Origin of the sequence: Mycobacterium sp. E3198, assembly GCF_001667015.1 — a bacterium.
Lineage (GTDB): Bacteria > Actinomycetota > Actinomycetes > Mycobacteriales > Mycobacteriaceae > Mycobacterium.
The window spans coordinates 26,679-46,022 of the sequence record NZ_LZIS01000084.1 but is presented as its reverse complement, the minus strand read 5'-3'; the positions used below and the strand labels follow the sequence as shown (position 1 = coordinate 46,022).

17 protein-coding genes and 2 pseudogenes are annotated in these 19,344 nt (G+C 69.2%); 11 read left to right on the top strand and 8 right to left on the bottom strand.

The features are described 5' to 3' along the window. The 6 genes and pseudogenes from A5673_RS29955 to A5673_RS09425 all read left to right on the top strand — a co-directional run. A pseudogene (locus A5673_RS29955) lies at positions 1-73 on the top strand (hypothetical protein); the annotation flags it as partial. Then, positions 70-1,182 (top strand): annotated as a pseudogene (gene secD / locus A5673_RS09445) (protein translocase subunit SecD); the annotation flags it as partial. The pseudogenes A5673_RS29955 and secD, both read left to right, overlap by 4 nt. A gap of 3 nt (positions 1,183-1,185) precedes the next feature. Next, positions 1,186-2,430, top strand: a complete 1,245-nt coding sequence (gene secF, locus A5673_RS09440; protein WP_068230372.1) for a protein translocase subunit SecF — start codon at positions 1,186-1,188, stop codon at positions 2,428-2,430. Between the two features lie 5 nt (positions 2,431-2,435). Then, complete coding sequence (locus tag A5673_RS09435; RefSeq protein ID WP_068230370.1) at positions 2,436-4,070, top strand: ABC transporter substrate-binding protein; 1,635 nt, start codon at positions 2,436-2,438, stop codon at positions 4,068-4,070. Further along, positions 4,052-4,591, top strand: a complete 540-nt coding sequence (locus tag A5673_RS09430) for an adenine phosphoribosyltransferase (protein ID WP_068230367.1) — start codon at positions 4,052-4,054, stop codon at positions 4,589-4,591. Before A5673_RS09435 ends, A5673_RS09430 begins: the two co-directional genes overlap by 19 nt. 171 nt (positions 4,592-4,762) lie before the next feature. Beyond that, positions 4,763-7,111 (top strand): bifunctional (p)ppGpp synthetase/guanosine-3',5'-bis(diphosphate) 3'-pyrophosphohydrolase, encoded by a 2,349-nt coding sequence (locus A5673_RS09425; protein ID WP_068230389.1) that lies wholly within the window; start codon positions 4,763-4,765, stop codon positions 7,109-7,111. Positions 7,112-7,117: 6 nt separating this feature from the next. Here A5673_RS09425 and A5673_RS09420 read toward each other — a convergent pair whose 3' ends face one another. From A5673_RS09420 to A5673_RS09410, 3 genes are all read right to left on the bottom strand, one after another. Continuing rightward, complete coding sequence (locus tag A5673_RS09420) at positions 7,118-7,486, bottom strand: hypothetical protein (protein ID WP_068230363.1); 369 nt, start codon at positions 7,484-7,486, stop codon at positions 7,118-7,120. Positions 7,487-7,547: 61 nt separating this feature from the next. Then, positions 7,548-9,266: a protein kinase gene (locus A5673_RS09415; RefSeq protein ID WP_068230359.1), complete on the bottom strand. Its 1,719-nt coding sequence runs from the start codon at positions 9,264-9,266 to the stop codon at positions 7,548-7,550. A gap of 79 nt (positions 9,267-9,345) precedes the next feature. Next, entirely contained in the window at positions 9,346-10,245 is a 900-nt protein-coding gene (locus A5673_RS09410) for a peptidylprolyl isomerase (RefSeq protein ID WP_068230356.1), read from the bottom strand. A 104-nt stretch (positions 10,246-10,349) separates the two neighbouring features. Here A5673_RS09410 and A5673_RS09405 point away from each other — a divergent pair, with 104 nt between their 5' ends. From A5673_RS09405 to A5673_RS09395, 3 genes are all read left to right on the top strand, one after another. Then, positions 10,350-11,021: an MBL fold metallo-hydrolase gene (locus A5673_RS09405; protein ID WP_068230353.1), complete on the top strand. Its 672-nt coding sequence runs from the start codon at positions 10,350-10,352 to the stop codon at positions 11,019-11,021. Further along, complete coding sequence (hisS, locus tag A5673_RS09400; RefSeq protein WP_068230351.1) at positions 11,018-12,280, top strand: histidine--tRNA ligase; 1,263 nt, start codon at positions 11,018-11,020, stop codon at positions 12,278-12,280. Before A5673_RS09405 ends, hisS begins: the two co-directional genes overlap by 4 nt. 579 nt (positions 12,281-12,859) lie before the next feature. Next, complete coding sequence (locus A5673_RS09395) at positions 12,860-13,540, top strand: class II aldolase/adducin family protein (protein ID WP_068230348.1); 681 nt, start codon at positions 12,860-12,862, stop codon at positions 13,538-13,540. A gap of 98 nt (positions 13,541-13,638) precedes the next feature. Here A5673_RS09395 and A5673_RS09390 read toward each other — a convergent pair whose 3' ends face one another. Continuing rightward, on the bottom strand, positions 13,639-13,893 hold the full coding sequence (locus A5673_RS09390; protein ID WP_068230343.1) for a DUF2510 domain-containing protein: 255 nt from the start codon (positions 13,891-13,893) through the stop codon (positions 13,639-13,641). Positions 13,894-13,964: 71 nt separating this feature from the next. On the opposite strand from A5673_RS09390, the gene A5673_RS09385 reads away from it, so the two are divergent. Next, positions 13,965-14,990, top strand: coding sequence for an Rv2578c family radical SAM protein (locus A5673_RS09385; protein ID WP_068230339.1), 1,026 nt, complete (start codon positions 13,965-13,967; stop codon positions 14,988-14,990). Between the two features lies 1 nt (position 14,991). On the opposite strand, the gene A5673_RS09380 is transcribed toward A5673_RS09385, so the two are convergent. Beyond that, positions 14,992-16,557 (bottom strand): metallophosphoesterase family protein, encoded by a 1,566-nt coding sequence (locus tag A5673_RS09380; protein WP_068230337.1) that lies wholly within the window; start codon positions 16,555-16,557, stop codon positions 14,992-14,994. A gap of 48 nt (positions 16,558-16,605) precedes the next feature. Here A5673_RS09380 and A5673_RS09375 point away from each other — a divergent pair, with 48 nt between their 5' ends. Continuing rightward, positions 16,606-17,037: a hypothetical protein gene (locus A5673_RS09375; RefSeq protein WP_068230335.1), complete on the top strand. Its 432-nt coding sequence runs from the start codon at positions 16,606-16,608 to the stop codon at positions 17,035-17,037. Here the strand turns inward: A5673_RS09375 and A5673_RS09370 are convergent. The 3 genes from A5673_RS09370 to A5673_RS09360 are packed head-to-tail and all read right to left on the bottom strand — an operon-like array spanning position 17,034 to position 19,313. Next, the gene (locus tag A5673_RS09370; protein ID WP_068230333.1) at positions 17,034-17,909 is read right to left on the bottom strand and encodes a neutral zinc metallopeptidase; all 876 of its coding nucleotides are present in this window, start codon (positions 17,907-17,909) and stop codon (positions 17,034-17,036) included. The genes A5673_RS09375 and A5673_RS09370 overlap by 4 nt on opposite strands. A 9-nt stretch (positions 17,910-17,918) precedes the next feature. Then, entirely contained in the window at positions 17,919-18,416 is a 498-nt protein-coding gene (locus tag A5673_RS09365; protein WP_068230325.1) for an SRPBCC family protein, read from the bottom strand. 9 nt (positions 18,417-18,425) lie between these two features. After that, positions 18,426-19,313 (bottom strand): oxidoreductase, encoded by an 888-nt coding sequence (locus tag A5673_RS09360; RefSeq protein WP_197518338.1) that lies wholly within the window; start codon positions 19,311-19,313, stop codon positions 18,426-18,428. Positions 19,314-19,344 lie beyond the last annotated feature (31 nt).

Below are 19,344 nucleotides of genomic sequence, written 5' to 3'. Positions count from 1 at the left end.
CTGCACCGCCAAGGGCATCGCCGACGGCCTGCCGCTGTCGGCGGTCACCGGCCGCGCCGAAATCATGGACGCATCGCCGAGGAAAAGGAGTGGCGGCAGAGCACCCGCCAGGGCATCCAGTTCCTCGCCCTGCAGTTCCAGGCGACCCAGTGCGATAAGAAGGACGACATCCTCGCCGGCAACGACGACCCGGCCCTGCCGCTGGTGACCTGCTCGACCGACCACAAGGTCGCCTACCTGCTGGGCCCGTCGATCATCAGCGGCGATCAGATAGCCAACGCCACGTCGAGCCAGAACCAGCGCGGCATCGGCTACGTCGTCGACCTGCAGTTCAAACCCGCCGCCGCGAACACCTGGGCGGACTTCACCGCCGCGCACGTCGGCACCCAGACCGCGTTCACGCTCGACTCCCAGGTGGTCAGCGCGCCGATGATCCAGGAGGCCATCCCCGGCGGGCGCACCCAGATCTCCGGCGGCCAGCCGCCGTTCAACGCGTCCACGGCGAAGCAGCTGGCCAACGTCCTGAAATACGGGTCGCTGCCGCTGTCCTTCGAAGCCTCGGAGGCCCAAACCGTCTCGGCGACACTGGGATTGACCTCGCTGCGGGCCGGCCTGCTCGCCGGCGCCATCGGCCTCGTCCTGGTGTTGCTGTATTCGTTGCTGTACTACCGCGTGCTGGGCTTGCTCACGGCGTTGTCGCTGACCGCTTCCGGCGCAATGGTTTTCGCGATCCTGGTGATCCTGGGTCGCCAGATCAACTACACCCTGGACCTGGCCGGCATCGCGGGTCTGATCATCGGCATCGGCACCACCGCCGACTCGTTCGTCGTCTTCTTCGAACGCATCAAAGACGAGATACGAGAGGGCCGTTCGTTCCGGTCGGCGGTGCCACGCGGGTGGGTGCGGGCCCGCAAGACGATCGTGTCGGGCAACGCCGTCACCTTCCTGGCCGCCGCGGTGCTCTACGCCCTGGCGATCGGCCAGGTGCGCGGCTTCGCCTTCACCCTGGGACTCACCACGATCCTCGACGTCGTGGTGGTGTTCCTGGTGACCTGGCCGCTGGTCTACCTGGCCTCCAAGTCCGCGACGCTGGCCAAGCCGGCGTACAACGGCCTGGGGGCCGTGCAGCAGGCCGCGCGCGAACGCCTGGCCGCCGCGGACGTGAAGACGGGACGGGGTTAGCGCATGACTTCCTCCAAGGCGTCCGAAGGCGCGGTCGAGCTGACCGGCGCCACCGAGTTGCCGCACCACAACTTCATTTCCCGGCTCTATACCGGCACCGGCGCGTTCGAAGTGATCGGCCGCCGCAAGCTGTGGTACGGGATCAGCGGCGCGATCGTCGCGATCGCCCTGCTCAGCATCATCCTGCGCGGCTTCACCTTCGGGATCGACTTCAAGGGGGGCACGACGGTCTCGATGCCCCGGGGTAACGCCCAGACGTCGCAGGTGTCCGAGGTGTTCCGCAAGGCGATCGGCAAGGACCCGGAGTCTGTGGTCATCGTCGGCAACGGCGCCTCGGCGACGGTGCAGATCCGCTCGGAGACCCTGACCAACGACCAGACCACCAAGCTGCGCAACGCGCTGTTCGACGCATTCCAGCCGAAGGGCAACGACGGCAAGCCGAGCAAGCAGGCCATCAGCGACTCGGCGGTGTCGGAGACCTGGGGCGACCAGATCACCAAGAAGGCGCTGATCGCCCTTGTGGTGTTCTTGGCGCTGGTGAGCCTCTACATCACCGTGCGCTACGAGCGCTACATGGCGATCTCCGCGCTGACCACCATGTGTTTCGACCTGACCGTCACCGCCGGCGTGTATTCGCTGGTCGGCTTCGAGGTCACCCCGGCCACGGTCATCGGCCTGCTGACCATCCTGGGCTTTTCGCTGTACGACACCGTCATCGTGTTCGACAAGGTCGAGGAGAACACCCGCGACTTCCAGCACACCAACCGGCGCACCTTTGCCGAGCACGCGAACCTGGCGATCAACCAGACGTTCATGCGCTCGATCAACACCAGCCTGATCGGCGTGCTGCCCGTGCTGGCGCTGATGGTCGTGGCGGTGTGGCTGCTGGGCGTCGGCACGCTCAAGGACCTGGCGCTGGTGCAGCTGGTCGGCATCCTGGTCGGCACGTATTCGTCGATCTTCTTCGCCACCCCGTTGCTGGTCACCTTGCGCGAACGCACCGAGCTGGTGCGCACCCACACGCGCCGGGTCCTCAAGCGGCGCAAGCCCTCCCACGCCGAGTCGGCCGCCGAGGAGCCCGCCGAGGGCGGCACGGAAGCCACCGAGGCCACCGACGTCACCGAGGCCGCCGAGGAGCCCGAGGCGCCCAGCAAGCCCGTCGCGAACAAGCCGGCGCCGGGTGCGCGGCCGGTACGACCCACCGGAACCCGGCGTCCGAGCGGCAAGCGAAACGCCGGCCGGCGGTAGCCGCGATGGCCACCTGGTGTCGGCTGGCATTGGCCGGGCTCGTGGTGGCGGCTTTCGGGCTGACGGCCTGTTCGGGTAGCGCCGCCTCGCAGATCGATTACGTGGTCGACGGCCCGCTGGCCACCTACAACACCAACACCGTCGTCGGCGCCGCATCGGCGGGGGCGCAGGCGTTCGCCCGCACGCTCACGGGCTTCGGCTATCACGGCCCGGACGGGCAGGTCGTCGCCGACCACGACTTCGGGACCGTCGCGGTCGTCAGCGGTTCGCCGCTGGTCCTCGACTACCAGATCGCCGACAACGCCGTCTACAGCGACGGCAAGCCGGTGACCTGTGACGACCTGGTCCTGGCCTGGGCGGCGCAGTCCGGTCGGTTCCCCGGATTCGACGCGGCCAGCCAGGCGGGTTACGTCGACATCGCCAACATCGAATGCATCCCGGGCCAGAAGAAGGCGCGGGTGTCCTTCGTCCCCGACCGCGGGGTCGTCGACTACAACCAGCTGTTCGGCGCGACCTCGCTGATGCCGTCCCACGTCATCGCCGACGAGCTGAACGTGGACGTGACGGCTGCGCTGTTGAGCAACAACTCGCAGGTCGTCGACCGCATCGCGAAGGCGTGGAACAGCATCTGGGACCTCAAGCCCGGCCTGGACCTGAAGCGCTTCCCGTCGTCGGGGCCGTACAAGATCGAGTCGATGCTCAGCGGCGGCGCCGTGGTGCTCGTCGCCAACGACCGCTGGTGGGGTCCCAAGCCGATCACCAAGCGCATCACCGTCTGGCCGCAGGGGCCCGACATCCAGGACCGGGTCAACAACCGCAGCGTCGACGTGGTCGACGTCGCGTCCGGCTCCTCCGGGACGCTGTCCACCCCGGACAACTTCGAGCGCAGCGAGTCGCCGTCGGACGGCATCGTGCAGATGATCTTCGCGCCGCAGGGGCCGCTGGCGCAGCCCAAGGCCCGGCGCGCCGTCGCGCTGTGCACCCCGCGCGACACGATCGCGCACGACGCCGGGGTGGCGATCGCCAACACGCGTCTGCAACCCGCCACCGAGGACGCGATCGCCGCCGGCGAGGGCGCCGCCGAGGCCGGCCCGTTCGCCAAGGCGGACCCCAACGCGGCCCGCGACGCGCTGGGCGGCGCGCCGCTGCCGGTGCGGGTCGGCTACCAGGGGCCCAACGCGCGGCTGGCGGTGACCGTGGGGGTCATGACCAAGTCCTGCGCCGCGGCCGGCATCACCGTGGCCGACACCAAGCTGGACACCTCGGGGCCGCAGGCGCTGCGGGACGGCAAGATCGACGTGCTGCTGGCCAGCACCGGTGGGGCCAGCGGCAGCGGATCGACCGGTTCCTCGGCGATGGACGCCTACGACCTGCACAGCGGCAACGGCAACAACCTGTCCGGGTACTCGAACCCCCAGGTCGACGGCGCCATCAGCGCGCTGGCCGTGTCGGCCGACCCCGCCGAGCGGGCCAGGCTGCTGGCGCAGGCGGCGCCGATCCTGTGGGCCGACATGCCGACCCTGCCGCTGTACCGCCAGCAGCGCACGCTGCTGAAGTCGAAGAAGATGTACGCCGTGAGCAGGAATCCGACGCGCTGGGGCGTGGGCTGGAACATGGACCGATGGGCGCTGGTGCAGTGACCGGCGTGGCCGAGCTGATCGCGTCGCTGGCCCGCGATGTCGCGGACTTCCCGAAGCCCGGCGTCCAGTTCAAGGACCTCACCCCCGTCTTCGCCGACCGGGCCGGGATGACGGCGGTCGTCGACGCGTTGATCGACGTCGCGTCCGGCGCGGACCTGGTGGCGGGCATCGACTCCCGCGGCTTCCTGGTCGCCGCGGCGGTGGCCGGCCGGCTCGGCACGGGCGTGCTGGCGATCCGGAAGTCGGGCAAGCTGCCCCCGCCGGTGCACGCCGAGCAGTACGACCTGGAGTACGGCACGGCCACCCTGGAGATCCCCGCCGACGGGATCGATTTGCGCGGCCGCGACGTTGTGATCATCGACGACGTGCTCGCGACCGGCGGCACCCTGGGCGCCGCCACTCGGCTGCTGCAACGCGCCGGGGCGCACGTGAGCGCGGCCGCGGTGGTCATGGAACTCACCGCGCTGGGCGGCCGCGAGGCCATCGCGCCGCTGCCCGTCTACAGCCTGAGCAGGGCCTAGCCACGGCCCTGTTTCGGCAGTTGAGTGTGAACTGGCGGCGTTGAGTGTGCCCGTAGGGCGTGAATTTTGGCGTCTCGTCGCCGTAGCCGCACACCCAAGGCCCTCGGCGCACACTCGACGCGGCCGGGCGGTCGGACAGAAGCGATATCCTCGAGGTCGGAGGTGACCAACGTGGCTGACGAGAAGAGCGCGGCGCAGGCGCTCGACGCGCCCGCGGACGTCACGCAACCCCTGCTCGTCGGGGAGCCCCCGGTCGAGAAGACGAGCGCCTCGCGCCGGGTTCGGGCCCGGCTGGCCCGCCGGATGACGGCCCAGCGCAGCGCGCTGAACCCCGTGCTCGAACCGCTGGTCGCGGTGCACCGCGAGGTCTACCCCAAAGCGGACCTGTCGATGCTGCAGCGCGCCTTCGAGGTCGCCGACTCCCGGCACGCCACCCAGTTGCGCCACTCCGGTGACCCCTACATCACCCACCCGCTGGCCGTCGCCAACATCCTGGCCGAATTGGGCATGGACACCACGACTTTGGTGGCCGCGCTGCTGCACGACACCGTCGAGGACACCGGTTACACCCTCGAGGCGTTGAGCGAGGAGTTCGGCGAGGAGGTCGGCCATCTCGTCGACGGCGTGACCAAGCTGGACCGGGTGGTGCTGGGCAGCGCCGCCGAGGGCGAGACCATCCGCAAGATGATCACCGCGATGGCCCGCGACCCGCGGGTGCTGGTCATCAAGGTCGCCGACCGGTTGCACAACATGCGCACCATGCGCTTCCTGCCGCCCGAGAAGCAGGCGCGCAAGGCCCGTGAGACGCTGGAAGTGATTGCGCCCCTTGCCCATCGGCTAGGCATGGCCAGCGTCAAGTGGGAGCTGGAGGACCTTTCCTTCGCGATCCTGCACCCCAAGAAGTACGAGGAGATCGTGCGGCTGGTCGCCGGCCGCGCGCCGTCGCGGGACACCTACCTGGCCAAGGTCCGCACCGAGATCATCAACACGCTGAACGCGTCGAAGATCAAGGCGGTGGTGGAGGGCCGCCCCAAGCACTACTGGTCGATCTACCAGAAGATGATCGTGAAGGGCCGCGACTTCGACGACATCCACGACCTGGTCGGCATCCGCATCCTGTGCGACGAGATCCGCGACTGTTACGCCGCTGTCGGCGTGGTGCATTCGCTGTGGCAGCCGATGGCGGGCCGGTTCAAGGATTACATCGCGCAGCCCCGCTACGGCGTCTACCAGTCGCTGCACACCACCGTCGTCGGGCCCGAGGGCAAGCCGCTGGAGGTGCAGATCCGCACCCGCGACATGCACCGCACCGCCGAATACGGGATCGCCGCGCACTGGCGCTACAAGGAAGCCAAGGGCCGCAACGGACTTCCGCATCCGCACGCCGCCGCCGAAATCGACGACATGGCCTGGATGCGCCAGCTGCTCGACTGGCAACGGGAGGCCGCCGACCCGGGCGAGTTCCTGGAGTCGCTGCGCTATGACCTTGCGGTCCAAGAGATCTTCGTGTTCACCCCCAAGGGCGACGTGATCACGCTGCCGACGGGGTCGACGCCGATCGATTTCGCCTACGCGGTGCACACCGAGGTCGGCCACCGCTGCATCGGCGCCAGGGTCAACGGCCGTCTGGTGGCGCTGGAGCGCAAGCTCGAAAACGGCGAAGTCGTCGAGGTTTTCACGTCCAAGGCGCCCAATGCCGGGCCGTCGCGGGACTGGCAGCAGTTCGTGGTGTCGCCGCGCGCCAAGGCGAAGATCCGGCAGTGGTTCGCCAAGGAGCGCCGCGAAGAGGCGCTGGAGGCCGGCAAGGAGGCGATGGCCCGCGAGGTGCGCCGCGGCGGACTTCCGTTGCAGCGCTTGGTGAATGGCGAGTCGATGGCCGCGGTGGCCCGCGAGTTGCATTACACCGACGTGTCGGCGCTCTACACCGCGATCGGTGAGGGGCACGTGTCGGCGAAGCACGCGGTGCAGCGGCTGCTGGCCGAGCTCGGCGGCATCGACCAGGCCGAGGAGGAGCTCGCCGAGCGGTCCACGCCGACCACCATGCTGCGGCGCCCGCGCAGCAGCGACGACGTCGGCGTCTCGGTCCCCGGCGCCCCGGGCGTGCTGACCAAGCTGGCCAAGTGCTGCACGCCCGTGCCGGGCGACCAGATCATGGGCTTCGTCACCCGCGGCGGCGGGGTCAGCGTGCACCGCACCGACTGCACCAACGCCGCGTCGCTGCAACAGCAGTCCGAGCGCATCATCGAGGTGCTGTGGGCGCCGTCGGCGTCGTCGGTGTTCCTGGTCGCCATCCAGGTCGAGGCGCTCGACCGGCACCGGCTGCTGTCCGACATCACCCGGGTGCTCGCCGACGAGAAGGTCAACATCCTCTCCGCGTCGGTCACCACGTCGGGGGACCGGGTCGCGATCAGCCGGTTCACCTTCGAGATGGGCGACCCCAAGCACCTCGGGCACCTGCTCAATGTCGTGCGCAACGTCGAGGGCGTCTACGACGTGTACCGGGTGACTTCCGCAGCCTGAGGCGGCTCAACGGCGGCTGGCGGCCCGCTTGCGCTGCGACCGGACCTGCACCACCTGCGTGTCGGACGCGCGCTGATCCTCCAGCACGATGACGCCCTCCGCGTCGCTGCCCACCGGTTTCGCCGCCCCTTCGAGCACCTCGCCCACGACGCGAACCGCCCTGGGCAGTGCGGTGTTGGTGAGCACCTTGTAGAGGGGGACCGCGGCGATGAACAGCGCCAGCGGCGGTTCGATCAGCCCCAGGCCGGCGGCCGCGGCGAGGCCCCCGAAATAGCCGATCGACCGCGGCACGTCGACTTCGACGGTGCCGATTTGAACTTCCAAAACGTTCTCCGGTGCGCCAAACCGGATTTCCACGGCGCTGTTGGCGGCCATCGCACCCTCCCGATACTCGCGGGCTCATTCCGAAGCGCTGGAGTACCCGTTGGGATCGCGTCTAGCCCACCCGCACCGAGTCGATCGTGACCGTGCTCGCCGGCATGCCCCGGGTGCGGTTGCCGGCGACCCCCACCTTGGCGATCTTGTCGAGGGTTTCCAGGCCGGCCTGGTCGACCGAGCCGAACACCGTCGACGTGGGCTCGATCTCGGCGTCCCGGAAGACGAGGAAGAACTGGCTCTCGCTGGTGTTCGGCCCGTTGGTGGCCATCGCCACCGTCCCGCGCGGATAGATCACGGTTTGCTTGAGCTCGGGATCGTTCGCCTTGTACTGGTTGGTGGGGTATTCGTCGGCGAATTCATAGCCGGCGCCGCCGCCGCCGTCGGCATCGCCGCCGCCGAACAACAGCGTCCCCCCCTCCGGCTCGTCGATCATCCGCCCGCAGATGGTGTTGTCGAAGAATCCCTGCTTCGCCAGGCTGATGAAGCTGTTCACCGTGCACGGGGACTCGTTGTTGGCGAGCTGGATGCCGATGTCGCCGAAGTTGGTCGAGATGACGGCGTGGATCTGGGCCGGTTCGGTGGACACCCTGCCGGATCGTGGCGGGCTGGCGGGCTTGCTGGCCGGGTCCGGCGACGGCGGGTATAGGCAATTGGCACCGACGTCGGGCGGGGGCGCGAACGCGGGCAGCGGCGGCACCGTCGCGGCGGCGGCGGAGGACGTCCCCGGGGCCGAGCCCGGCCTGGTGGGCACCCTGGCGCGCGTCGGGGTGCTGGACGCCGCGGTGTTGGTGGAGCCGTGGCTCTGGGAAACCAGGGAGATGACCAGGGCCACCACCGCCGCCAGGGCGACGAGCGACCCGCCGACGATCCCCAGGACCAGGCGCCTGCTCGAGGTCCTCGTATCGGGAGGCTGCGGGGGCGCCGCCGGGGCGGGGGCGACCGCCGAATCGACGTGGCCGGACAGCGCCGCCCGGGCCGCCTCCGCGAGCTCGATGGCCGACTGGTAGCGGGCTTCCGGGTCCTTCGCCATGCCCCGCGATATCACCGCATCGAAGGCCGGCGGTATGCCGGGCGCCATGATCGACGCCCGCGGCGGCGGCGCGTTGACGTGCGCGTGCAGCTGTTCTTCCAGGCTGTCGCCGGGGTAGGGGCGGCTGCCGGTCAGGCACTCGTACAGCACGCAGGCCAACGAATACACGTCGGCGCGGTGATCCGTTGTCCCCCTGAAGCGCTCGGGCGCCAGGTACGCCACGGTGCCCATCGTGGCGCCGGTGTGGGTCAGTTGGGTGTCCGACTCGGCGCGGGCGAGGCCGAAGTCGATCAGGTAGACGAAATTCTGCGCGGTCGTCACGAGGATGTTCTTCGGCTTGATGTCGCGGTGCACCAAACCCACCCGGTGGGCGCTATCCAGCGCGGCCGCAACCTGTTCGATCACCGCAACCGTGCGCTCTGGGGACAGCCGGCCGCCGCTCTCGTCGATGTACTCCGACAGGTCGCGGCCCTCGATCAGCCGCATGTCGACGTACAGCTGGCCGTCGATCTCGCCGTAACCGTGGATGGGCACGATGTGCGGGTCGTTGAGCCCGGCCGCGATGCGCGCCTCGCGGCGGAAACGGTGCTGAAAGTCCTGATCCTCGGCCAGGTGCGGCGGGAGCACTTTGAGGGCCACCACCCGGTCAGTGGACGCATCGAACGCGCGGTACACGCGCCCCATGCCGCCGCGGCCCAGCAACTCCACTATTTGGTAATGACCGAAGGACTCCGGATCAATACTCACCCCACGAACCCTAAACGGTGGGGCACGCGAGTCTGGCGATTCTCAGCAATCCACGCGATGGTGTTGCGCTGCTCCGGGTTTAGTCGAGCAGCAGCGACTTGATGGTGACCTCGCTGGCCGGCGGCCCGTCTTCGCCGCCGCCGGCGACGCCCGCCTTGGCGACCTTGTCCAGGACGGCGAGCCCGTCGGGCTGGATGGTGCCGAAGACCGTGTACTGCGGCGGCAGCTGCGAGTCCTTGTAAACCATGAAGAACTGGCTGCCGTTGGTGCCCGGCCCTGCGTTGGCCATCGCCAGGGTGCCGCGCGGATAGAGCACCGGCTGCTGCAACTTGGGGTCGTTGGGCGGGTACTGGTCGGTCGGGTACTCGTTGGCGAATTGATAGCCGGGGCCGCCGGTGCCGTCGCCCTTGGGGTCGCCGCATTGCAGGACGCCCAACGTGTCCGAGGTGGTCAGCCGGTGGCATTTGGTGCCGTCGAAGTACTTCTGGCCGATCAGGCTCGCGAAACTGTTGACCGTGCAAGGCGATTCGTTGTTGGCCAGCATCAGGCCGATGTTGCCCTGGCTCGTCGCCATGCTGGCGCTCACCTGCGCCGGGTCCGTCGGGACCTTGCCGGTGCGCGGCGGCTTGACCTGCTTGGCAGCCGTGTCCGACGACGCCGGGTATTGGCAGTTGGCGCCCAGGTTGGCCGACGGCTTGAACGCCGGCAGCGGGGGAACCTGTCCGGGCGGCGTCGCGGGCGTCGTGCTCTCGGGGGAGCTGCTGGCCGCGGGGGTGCTCGTCGGCGCCGCGGTGTTGCTCTTGTGCTCGTGCTTGGTGTTGACGACGGCGATCACCACCGCCACGATCACGGCCACCGCCGCGATCGAGGCCCCGGCGATCACCATGACGCGGCGCCTCTTGGCCTGCTTCTGGCGCCTCTCCAGCTGCCGTTCGAGCTTGCGCTTGGCGCTGGCACGTCGCTGTTCGTTGGTCGGCACGGCGGGTATGCCTCCATGTCGGTCGTCGGGCCCGAGATAGCCAGCCCAGGCTAATGGGGGCGCCCTGACCGGCGCCAACCGGCCCCCGTGGGAAACTGGGAACCGTGTTGATCACCGGATTCCCCGCCGGCATGTTGGCGTGCAACTGCTATGTGCTGGCCGAACGCCCCGGAACCGACGCCGTCATCGTCGATCCCGGCCAGCGTGCGATGGGCGCGCTGCGGCGAATCCTCGACGAGAACCGGCTGACCCCGTCCGCGGTGCTGCTGACCCACGGGCACATCGACCACATGTGGTCGGCCCAGAAGGTGTCCGACACCTTCGGCTGCCCCACCTACATCCACCCCGAGGACCGTTTCATGCTGACCGACCCCATCCACGGCTACGGCCCGCGGCTGGCGCAGCTGGTGACGGGCGCGTTTTTCCGCGAGCCCAAGCAGGTGGTGGAGCTGGACCGCGACGGCGACAAGCTGGACCTGGGCAGCGTGACCGTCAATGTCGATCACACACCGGGGCACACGCGCGGATCGGTGGTCTTCCGGGTGTCGGAGGACACCGACCAAAAGGGCTATGTCCTTACCGGTGACACGCTGTTCGAGCGCTCGGTGGGCCGCACGGACCTGTTCGGCGGCAGCGGCCGCGACCTGCTGACGTCGATCATGGACAAGCTGTTGGTGCTCGACGACGACACCGTGGTGCTGCCGGGACACGGCAACGCGACCACCATCGGCGCCGAGCGGCGCTTCAACCCGTTCCTCGAGGGCCTGAGCCGGTGACAGAGTTCTCTGCCCCCAAGGGGGTGCCGGACTACCTCCCACCGGATTCGGCGCAGTTCGTCGCGGTGCGCGACGGCCTGTTGGCCGCGGCCCGGCGGGCCGGTTACGGCGACGTCGAGCTGCCCGTCTTCGAGGACACAGCGCTGTTCGCCCGCGGCGTGGGCGAATCCACCGACGTCGTCGCCAAGGAGATGTACACGTTCGCCGACCGCGGTGACCGCTCGGTGACGCTGCGGCCGGAGGGCACCGCCGGCGTGGTGCGTGCGGTGATCGAACACGGCCTCGACCGCGGCGCGCTGCCGGTGAAACTCTGTTACGCGGGGCCGTTTTTCCGCTACGAACGCCCGCAGGCCGGCCGGTATCGCCAGCTGCAGCAGGTCGGGGTGGAGGCGATCGGCGTCGACGATCCCGCGCTGGACGCCGAGGTGATCGCCGTCGCCGACGCCGGCTTCCGCTCGCTGGGCCTGGACGGTTTCCGGCTGGAGATCACCTCGCTGGGCGATGACAGCTGCCGCCCGCAGTACCGGGAACTGTTGCAGGAGTTCCTGTTTGGCCTCGACCTCGACGAGGACACGCGGCGGCGTGCGCAGCTGAACCCGCTGCGCGTGCTCGACGACAAACGGCCCGAGGTACGCGCGATGACGGCCGACGCGCCGGTGTTGCTGGATCACCTGTCCGACGGCGCCAAACAGCACTTCGACACGGTGCTGGCTCACCTTGATGCACTGGGGGTGCCGTACGTCATCAACCCGCGGATGGTGCGCGGGCTGGATTACTACACCAAGACCACGTTCGAGTTCGTGCACGACGGCCTGGGCGCGCAGTCCGGCATCGGCGGCGGCGGCCGCTACGACGGCCTGATGCGCGAGCTCGGCGGGCAAGACCTGTCGGGCATCGGATTTGGGCTCGGCGTCGACCGGACCCTGCTGGCCCTGCGCGCCGAGGACAAGAGCGTGGGGGAGACCACGCGCTGCGACGTGTTCGGGGTGCCGCTTTCCGAGCCCGCCAAGCTGGCGCTGGCGGTACTCGCGGCGCGGCTGCGCGCCGCCGGCGTCCGCGTCGACATGGCCTATGGCGACCGCGGGCTCAAGGGCGCGATGCGCGCGGCCGACCGCTCCGGCGCCCGGATCGCGCTGGTGGCCGGCGACCGGGACCTCGAGACCGGGACCGTCGGGGTCAAGGACCTGGGCACGGGCGATCAGGCGTCCGTGCCGGTGGATTCGGTAGTTGCCGGGGTGCTTGCGCGACTGGGCGGCTGAGCTTCCCCCAACCAATGTCAGCCCGTTTGCCTCACGTCAAGACGCGCGCGTAGGGGGCGTCGTTGCCTCACGTGAGAGTGCGCGCTTAGTGACGGGAGCGGGAGCGCCGTCTGCGGCTTTGCTGGTGGCGACCGACCCGAGTCCCTGCTGGGTGGATATCAGTTTCTGCTGGGGATGGATCCCCACAGCCTGACCGCGCGGGTTGTCCCCGTGCGGGGGTAACCCGTTGACGCCCATCTTTGGGTGACACAACGAAAGGCGGCGATCCCCTCGGTTGTGCGGCCGCGTTCGCGCCCGGCGGAAGTGCCATGCAGGCTGCCGTGCTGACCGCCCAGGGATGGTTAGGTGCGTGCGTCAGCTTCGTGGCGCACTCCTCGCGCATGAACAACGCAAAGTCCGACCGGACGGCGCGCAACTCGTCGGCCCCACCTCATTGACTGCACTTGCGCGGAAGAGCACGCTCAGGCAGGCGGAGCCGACACGAAGAATGGGTCATCGAAACACGTCCATGATCCGAATGCGCAGCAGATCTGTTTGCAGCAAAATGGATCGAATGAAACGGGATTCGGAGAATGCGAGATGACCACTGCACACGAAGTGCAAACCCATGCTCAACGGATCATCGAAGCTAACAAGCATCTACTCGTCTCGGGGGTGCTATCGCACTCCGGGCTTGCCAACCTGAGCGCCAGGCTCGACGCGGATCGGTTCTTGCTGACCACGACCGGGTACGTGCGAGAGTTGCGCCCTGACCAGCTGGCCACAGTCAGTCTCGATGGCGACGTCGTTGACGGCGAGCTGGCGCCGGAGAACGCCGAAATTATCGCCATGCACAGCGTCGTTTACAACGCTCGCATTGACGTCGGCGCAGTAATTCACACCCACTCTCCCGCCGCGACGGCTTTCGCGCTGGCCCACCGGCCGTTGCCGTGCCGGTTTGAGCCGTTGCTTCGTTTCGGGCAGGCCGAAGACGTGCCAGTGGCGGCATGGGGACCTCGTGGGTCGGGTATGTCTGCTCGGAACATCGCCGAGGCTCTCGGACGACACCCGGCGACAACCGCGGTTTTGCTGGCCAACCATGGTCTCTTGGCGTTCGGCCCTGACCCTCTTGCTACTGCTCGACTGCTGGTGGCGATCGAGGAAAGCGCCGAGGCAGAGCTGGCTGCGACCCGGATCGGTGGGGCGGTGGACTTCCCCGAGGGGTCCCTCGCCGCTGTCCGAGAGTCGATGGCGCGGGTGTCGTCGACGTCAGTGCTGTGAGCTTGGCTACGCCCCGGTCGGCGCGCCGGTAGCCGATCGCAACTTGTCGCGGCAGCTTCGACATAGCAAGAGCGCCGCGCTTCTAACGCGGCACTACATCAATCGCGAGGCTGAGTCTGCGCGGTCCACACCCGACCGTCGAAATACCGCATCTGATTCGGGTCCTGCTGGTCGGGGTACCAGCCGGGCGCCAAACCGCTCGTCACGACAGGCTGCTGTTGCACCACCGGCTGCTCGACGACCGGCCGTTCGGCGCGCGGCCTCGCCATCGCGCGCACCACGGCGATGACCACCGCGACAATCGCGATGAGCACCAAGATCCAGATCAGCGAATTCAGGGCACCCGCAATCATGAGGCCCTCATACCCTCGCCGCCGGGCACCGAAACTTGACACCGCATCGAACTATTGTTCGAATGAAGTCTATGCGCTGGGCTAACCAGGCCGTCGCGGTCAACGGGGACCCCGTCGACGACGGGGCGCTGCCGGGGCTGCAGCGGATCGGCCTCGTGCGCAGCGTGCGCGCGCCGCAGTTCGAGGGCATCACGTTTCACGAGGTGCTGTGCAAGTCGGCGCTGAACAAGGTGCCCAACGCCGCGGCGCTGCCCTTCCGGTACACCGTCAACGGCTACCGCGGCTGCTCGCACGCCTGCCGCTACTGTTTCGCCCGCCCCACCCACGAGTACCTCGACTTCGACTGCGGCACCGACTTCGACACCCAGGTGGTGGTCAAGACCAACGTCGCCGAGGTGCTGCGCCGCGAACTGCGCCGGCCGTCGTGGCAGCGCGAGACCGTCGCGCTCGGCACCAACACCGATCCCTACCAGCGCGCCGAGGGCCGCTACGCGCTGATGCCGGGCATCATCGGCGCGTTGGCCGGATCCGGCACGCCGCTGTCCATCCTCACCAAGGGCACGCTGCTGCGGCGCGACCTCCCGCTGATCGCCGATGCGGCCCAACAGGTTCCGGTGTCGGTCGCGGTGTCGCTGGCGGTCGGCGACCCGGAGCTGCACCGCGACGTCGAACCGGGCACGCCGACACCGCAGGCGCGGCTGGGTCTCATCACCGCGATCCGCGACGCCGGTCTGGACTGCCACGTGATGGTCGCCCCGGTGCTGCCGCACCTCACCGATTCCGCCGAGCACCTCGATCGGCTGCTGGGCCAGATCGCCGCGGCCGGCGCCACGGGGGTGACGGTTTTCGGTCTGCACCTGCGCGGTTCGACCCGGGGCTGGTTCATGGCGTGGCTGGCCCGCTCGCACCCCGAACTGGTCGGCACCTACCGGGAGCTGTACCGCCGCGGGGCCTATCTACCGCCGGGCTACCGCGACGCGCTGCGCGCGCGGGCCGCGCCGCTGATCGCCAGGCATCGCCTGGCCGGCGACCACCGGCCAAGTTCAACGCCGCCGCCACCGCCCGCCCCGGAGCCGCGGCAGGCGGCATTGTTTTGAGCTAGGCGGGCCGGTCGCCGCGCGGCTTGGTCAGCGTGAACTCGTCCACCGCGGTGACCCGGCCGAAGGGACCGCTCAGCGCGTAATGCGTGGCCTTGATCGTGGTGTTGCCGCCGGGTTGGCCCGGGTCGACGTCGAAAGACGCGAAGCCGTAAGGGTTGTCGCGGTCGCGCAATGCCGACCAGGGCGCGTCCTCCAGCACGTAGACCGGCGCCTTGTGGCCAAGCCCGGGGTCGAACGCCCCGACGCCGGTCAGCACGCGGCACCGCGGCTCCGGAAAGAGGAACCCGTTGGTCGGCGCCGACGTGCCGCCGCCGCCGATGACGAGGTGCACCGTGCCGCGGGTCGAATCGATGACGTCGTTGCGGGTGTCGACGGGTGTCGGGGTGAGGGTGTCGGTGCCGAGGGTTCCGCGCACCGGGTGCGACCGCTCGTAGTGGTGCTCGTGGCCACACACCACCAAATCGACCTGATACTGGTCGAACAGCGGCAGCCATTCCGCACGGATCCCCAGATCGGCGCCGTTGGCCTTGTCGGCGGTGGAGATCGCCGTCTGGTGCATGCAGACGACGATCCAGTCGACGTCCGGGTCGCGCCGAGCGGCGGCGAGTTCGCCGGCAAGCCAACGCTTTTGCTCGCCACCCGAATAGCCGTGCACGTAGAAGTTGCCGCCGTCCTGAAAGGCGATGTCGTCGTTGTTCAGGCTGATCACCCGCACCGAGCCGGCGGTGAACGAGTACCACAGCCCGCGGGTCTCGATGCTCGACCCCGAATCCGGTAACGCGAAGTAGGTCTGGTAGGCGCCGTAACCGATTGGGCCGTTGCCCAATTCGTTCTCGTGGTTGCCCGCGGCCGGCATCCAGGGCCGGTACCGCGCCGAGCGCGTGTTGTTCTCGAACCAGTTCGACCAGGTGCGGATGCGGTCCTGCGCGAGGTTGGCGTAGCAGAGGTCGCCGTTGACGAGGTTGAACAGCGGACCGAGGCGCTCGACCGCCAGCGTGGTGTCGGCCGCCGCGGGCGATCCGATGTTGTCGGTGGCGTACCTGCCGTCGGGCAGCCTGGCCAGCGTCGGCGTCGACTGGTCGCCGAAGCTGGTGAAGCGCAGCGGTTTTCGGCCCGACGGCGCCGTGCGCACCGTCCCGCTTTCCGGCTCGGCGCCGTCGTGCACGGCGGAGTACACGTAGTCGGAGTCGGGCGCCAGGCCCGTCAGGCGGGCGTGGTTGACCCGAACCTCGGCGCCCGCCTTGGCATCCCGGTAGGTGCGGGTTTCGGCCTCGACGACGCGCCCGAACCCGGAGCCCGGGGTGCCCAGCATGACGCGCGGATTGCGGACGGCCTCGGTGGTGTGCCAGGACACCACCACCTCCGTGGCGGCGTTCGCGCCGAACTGCAGATGCAGGCCCGTCACCGGCGGGGCGCCGTTGCGGTCCGGGCGGTACCACAGCGCGGGCGCCCGGGGATGCGACCACAACAGCACAGCGCCGCCCCCGATGCCCGCCCCCAGCGCGGCCGACGCCGCGCTGGTGGTCAACAGGCGGCGGCGGCTGATCCCAGGGTCGTCGCTCATAGCTGCTTCATACCCGAGGCGGGTAACGAATCCGGTAGCGTTTTCGATATGACGAACGTGCGAACAGTGATCAGCGCGGTCGCGTCGGCAACGTTTGTGGCGGCCGCCGCGGTGGCCGTCACCCCCGCGATTGCACATGCGGACGGCCACCAGGTGACCTACACCGTGTCGAGCCCCAACAATCTCACCGCCACGATCAACTACGTGAGTTCCGATCCGCCCAGCCAGGCCGCCTACAACGCCGACCCGTCGAAGTTCATGACCAGCCTGCAGGCGCCGCTGAGCGGGGGAGCGCCGGTCACCTACACGGCCACGTTGGCGAACCCGACCCAGTGGGCGAGCATCACCGCCAGCGGCATGCTGCACTGGCCGGATTCCGGCAACGGTCCCGCGCAGTTCCACTGCGAGGTCGCCGTCGACGGCCAAGTGGTCGCGCACCAGGACGCCACCACCACCGTCACCTGTGCGGCCAGGGGCTAGCCCAGGTTCGTCGCGGAGAACGTGTCGCACTTGTTCGGGTCGCCGGTCTGGTACCCGATGGTGAACCACTTCTGGCGTTCCGCCGACGAGCCGTGCGTCCACGACTCGGGGTTGACGCGGCCCGTCGACTCCTTCTGAATCCGGTCATCGCCCACCGACGCCGCCGCCGACAGCGCGTCGGCGATGTCCTGGTCGCTCAGCGGTTGCAGGTAGGGCACGCCGGTGCTTTCCTGCTTGACCGTCGACGCGTAGTGCGCCCAGATGCCGGCGTAGCAGTCGGCCTGCAGCTCCGTGCGCACGCCGTTGCCGCCGGCGCCCTGCGCCCCCTGCTGGGAGCGGCCCAGGATGCCCTGCAGCTGCTGCACGTGGTGACCGTACTCGTGCGCGACCACGTACTCCTGCGCGAAAGGCCCACCGCTGGAACCGAATCGGTCGACCAGCTCCTTGAAGAAGTCGGTGTCGAAGTAGGCGGTCTGGTCCACCGGGCAGTAGAACGGGCCCACGGCGGTGGTGGCGGGCCCGCACCCGGTATTGACCGAACCGGTGAACAGCCGCACGTGCGGGCGGGTGTAGTTCGGCATCAGCTGGTGCCACACCGCATCCACGGAGTTGCCGGTGGCGATGACGCGGCACTGCACGTACTTGTTGGCGTCGGCCCCGGTCTTGCACTGGCTGAGGTCGAAACCGGGCGCCGAATAGCCGCCGGTGTTCATCTGCTGGTTCATCACGCGGCCCGGATCGATGCCGAAGAACAACGCGCCGATGAGGATCAGCAGCCCGATCCCGCCGCCCCCCACGGCCATCCCCATGCCGCCGCCACCGGACGACGACGCGGTGCTGGTGTCGATCTGCATGCCCTCGTTGAAGGTCATCCCACGCTCCTAAGGTTGCCGGGTCGCAAGGGCGTCCGTGTAGCTGCGCAGGTTCCGCAGGAAGCGGCGCAGGCCGAGGTTCAGCAGCGGCCGGCCCACGAACATCGCCAACCGCGCCGGCCCGGCCGGCTTTTGCGCCATGGTCCAGGTCAGCCGGCAGCCGCCGGGGATCACCTCGACCCGGTAATCCTCGGCGAAGGCGGCGACGGCCTGCGTGGAGCACTCGTTGAACCGGAATGCCATGCGGGTGAACGGCTCCCACGCCAGGAACTCTTCGTTGCCGACCATGCCGCCGCGCATGTCGACGGTGCGGGTGGTGCCGACGCCGAACGGCTCGGGACTGGTCCAGGTGACCTTGGTGATCACCGGCGCCCAGCGCGGCCAGGACTGCGCGTCGGCCAGCACCTCGAACAGCTGCTCGGGGGTGACGGCCAACTCGACGCTGTTGGAAAAGCGGAACGGCGCGCTGTCGACGAAGCTCAGGTCGACGCGCTCGCAGGGGAACATGGCTTGAATCTAGCCCGGGCCGTCGCCGGCCGCCGCCAGAAGCGGCACCAGCACGTCGCTGATCGGCGTCGCCAGGCCGTGGGCGCGGGCCTTGCGGATGATCACGCCGTTGCGGATGTCCCACTCCATTCGCCGGCGGTTCTCGGCGTCGGCCAAAATCGAGGTGCCCATGTCCTCGGGAGCCCGCCGGAACAGCCCGGGCAGCTCGTCGACCACGTCGTCGGGCAGCCGGGCGCCGTCGGCCCGCGCGACGGCCAGGCATTCGGCGACATAGCGCCTCGACAGCGCGGCGATGTCGTCGCGGCGGAACATGCCGGACCGCCGCCGCGACAGCGCCATCAGGCCGGCCAGGGCGTTGGTGAGCAGCTTGCGCCACGCGGCGGTGCGGAAGTCGGGGTCGCAGTCCACGTGGCAGCCGGCGCCGCGCAGCAGCTCGGCGACGGTTTCGGCCGAGGGTCCCGACGGCAGCACCAGCCGGGCCTCGGTGCGCAACCGCACCCACCCTTGCGGCTGCGTCTCGGCGCCGTACCAGACGATCCCGGGGACCACCGGCGACGACGGGCAGTGCGGCTGCACCTGCTCGACCTGCTCGACCCCGTTTTGCAGCACCACGACGATGGTGTGCTCGTCGCACAGCCGGGCCAGCCAGCCGGCGGCGTCGTCGTTCTGGGTGGCCTTGACGGCCAGCACCACGACATCGAGGGGGCCGCTCACCTCCGCGGGATCGGTGTGCACCGGGCCGGGGACGACGATCGGATCGGCGCCGTCGGGACGCAATTCGATGCTGTCGCGGGGCGTGTGGCCGCACAGCAGCACGGGATGACCGGCCTTGTGCAGCAGCGCGGCGACCGTCGTGCCGACGGCGCCGGGACCGACGAGTGCGATGTTGGTGACGATGGGACCGAAATTACCTCCCTCTAGACTGGGC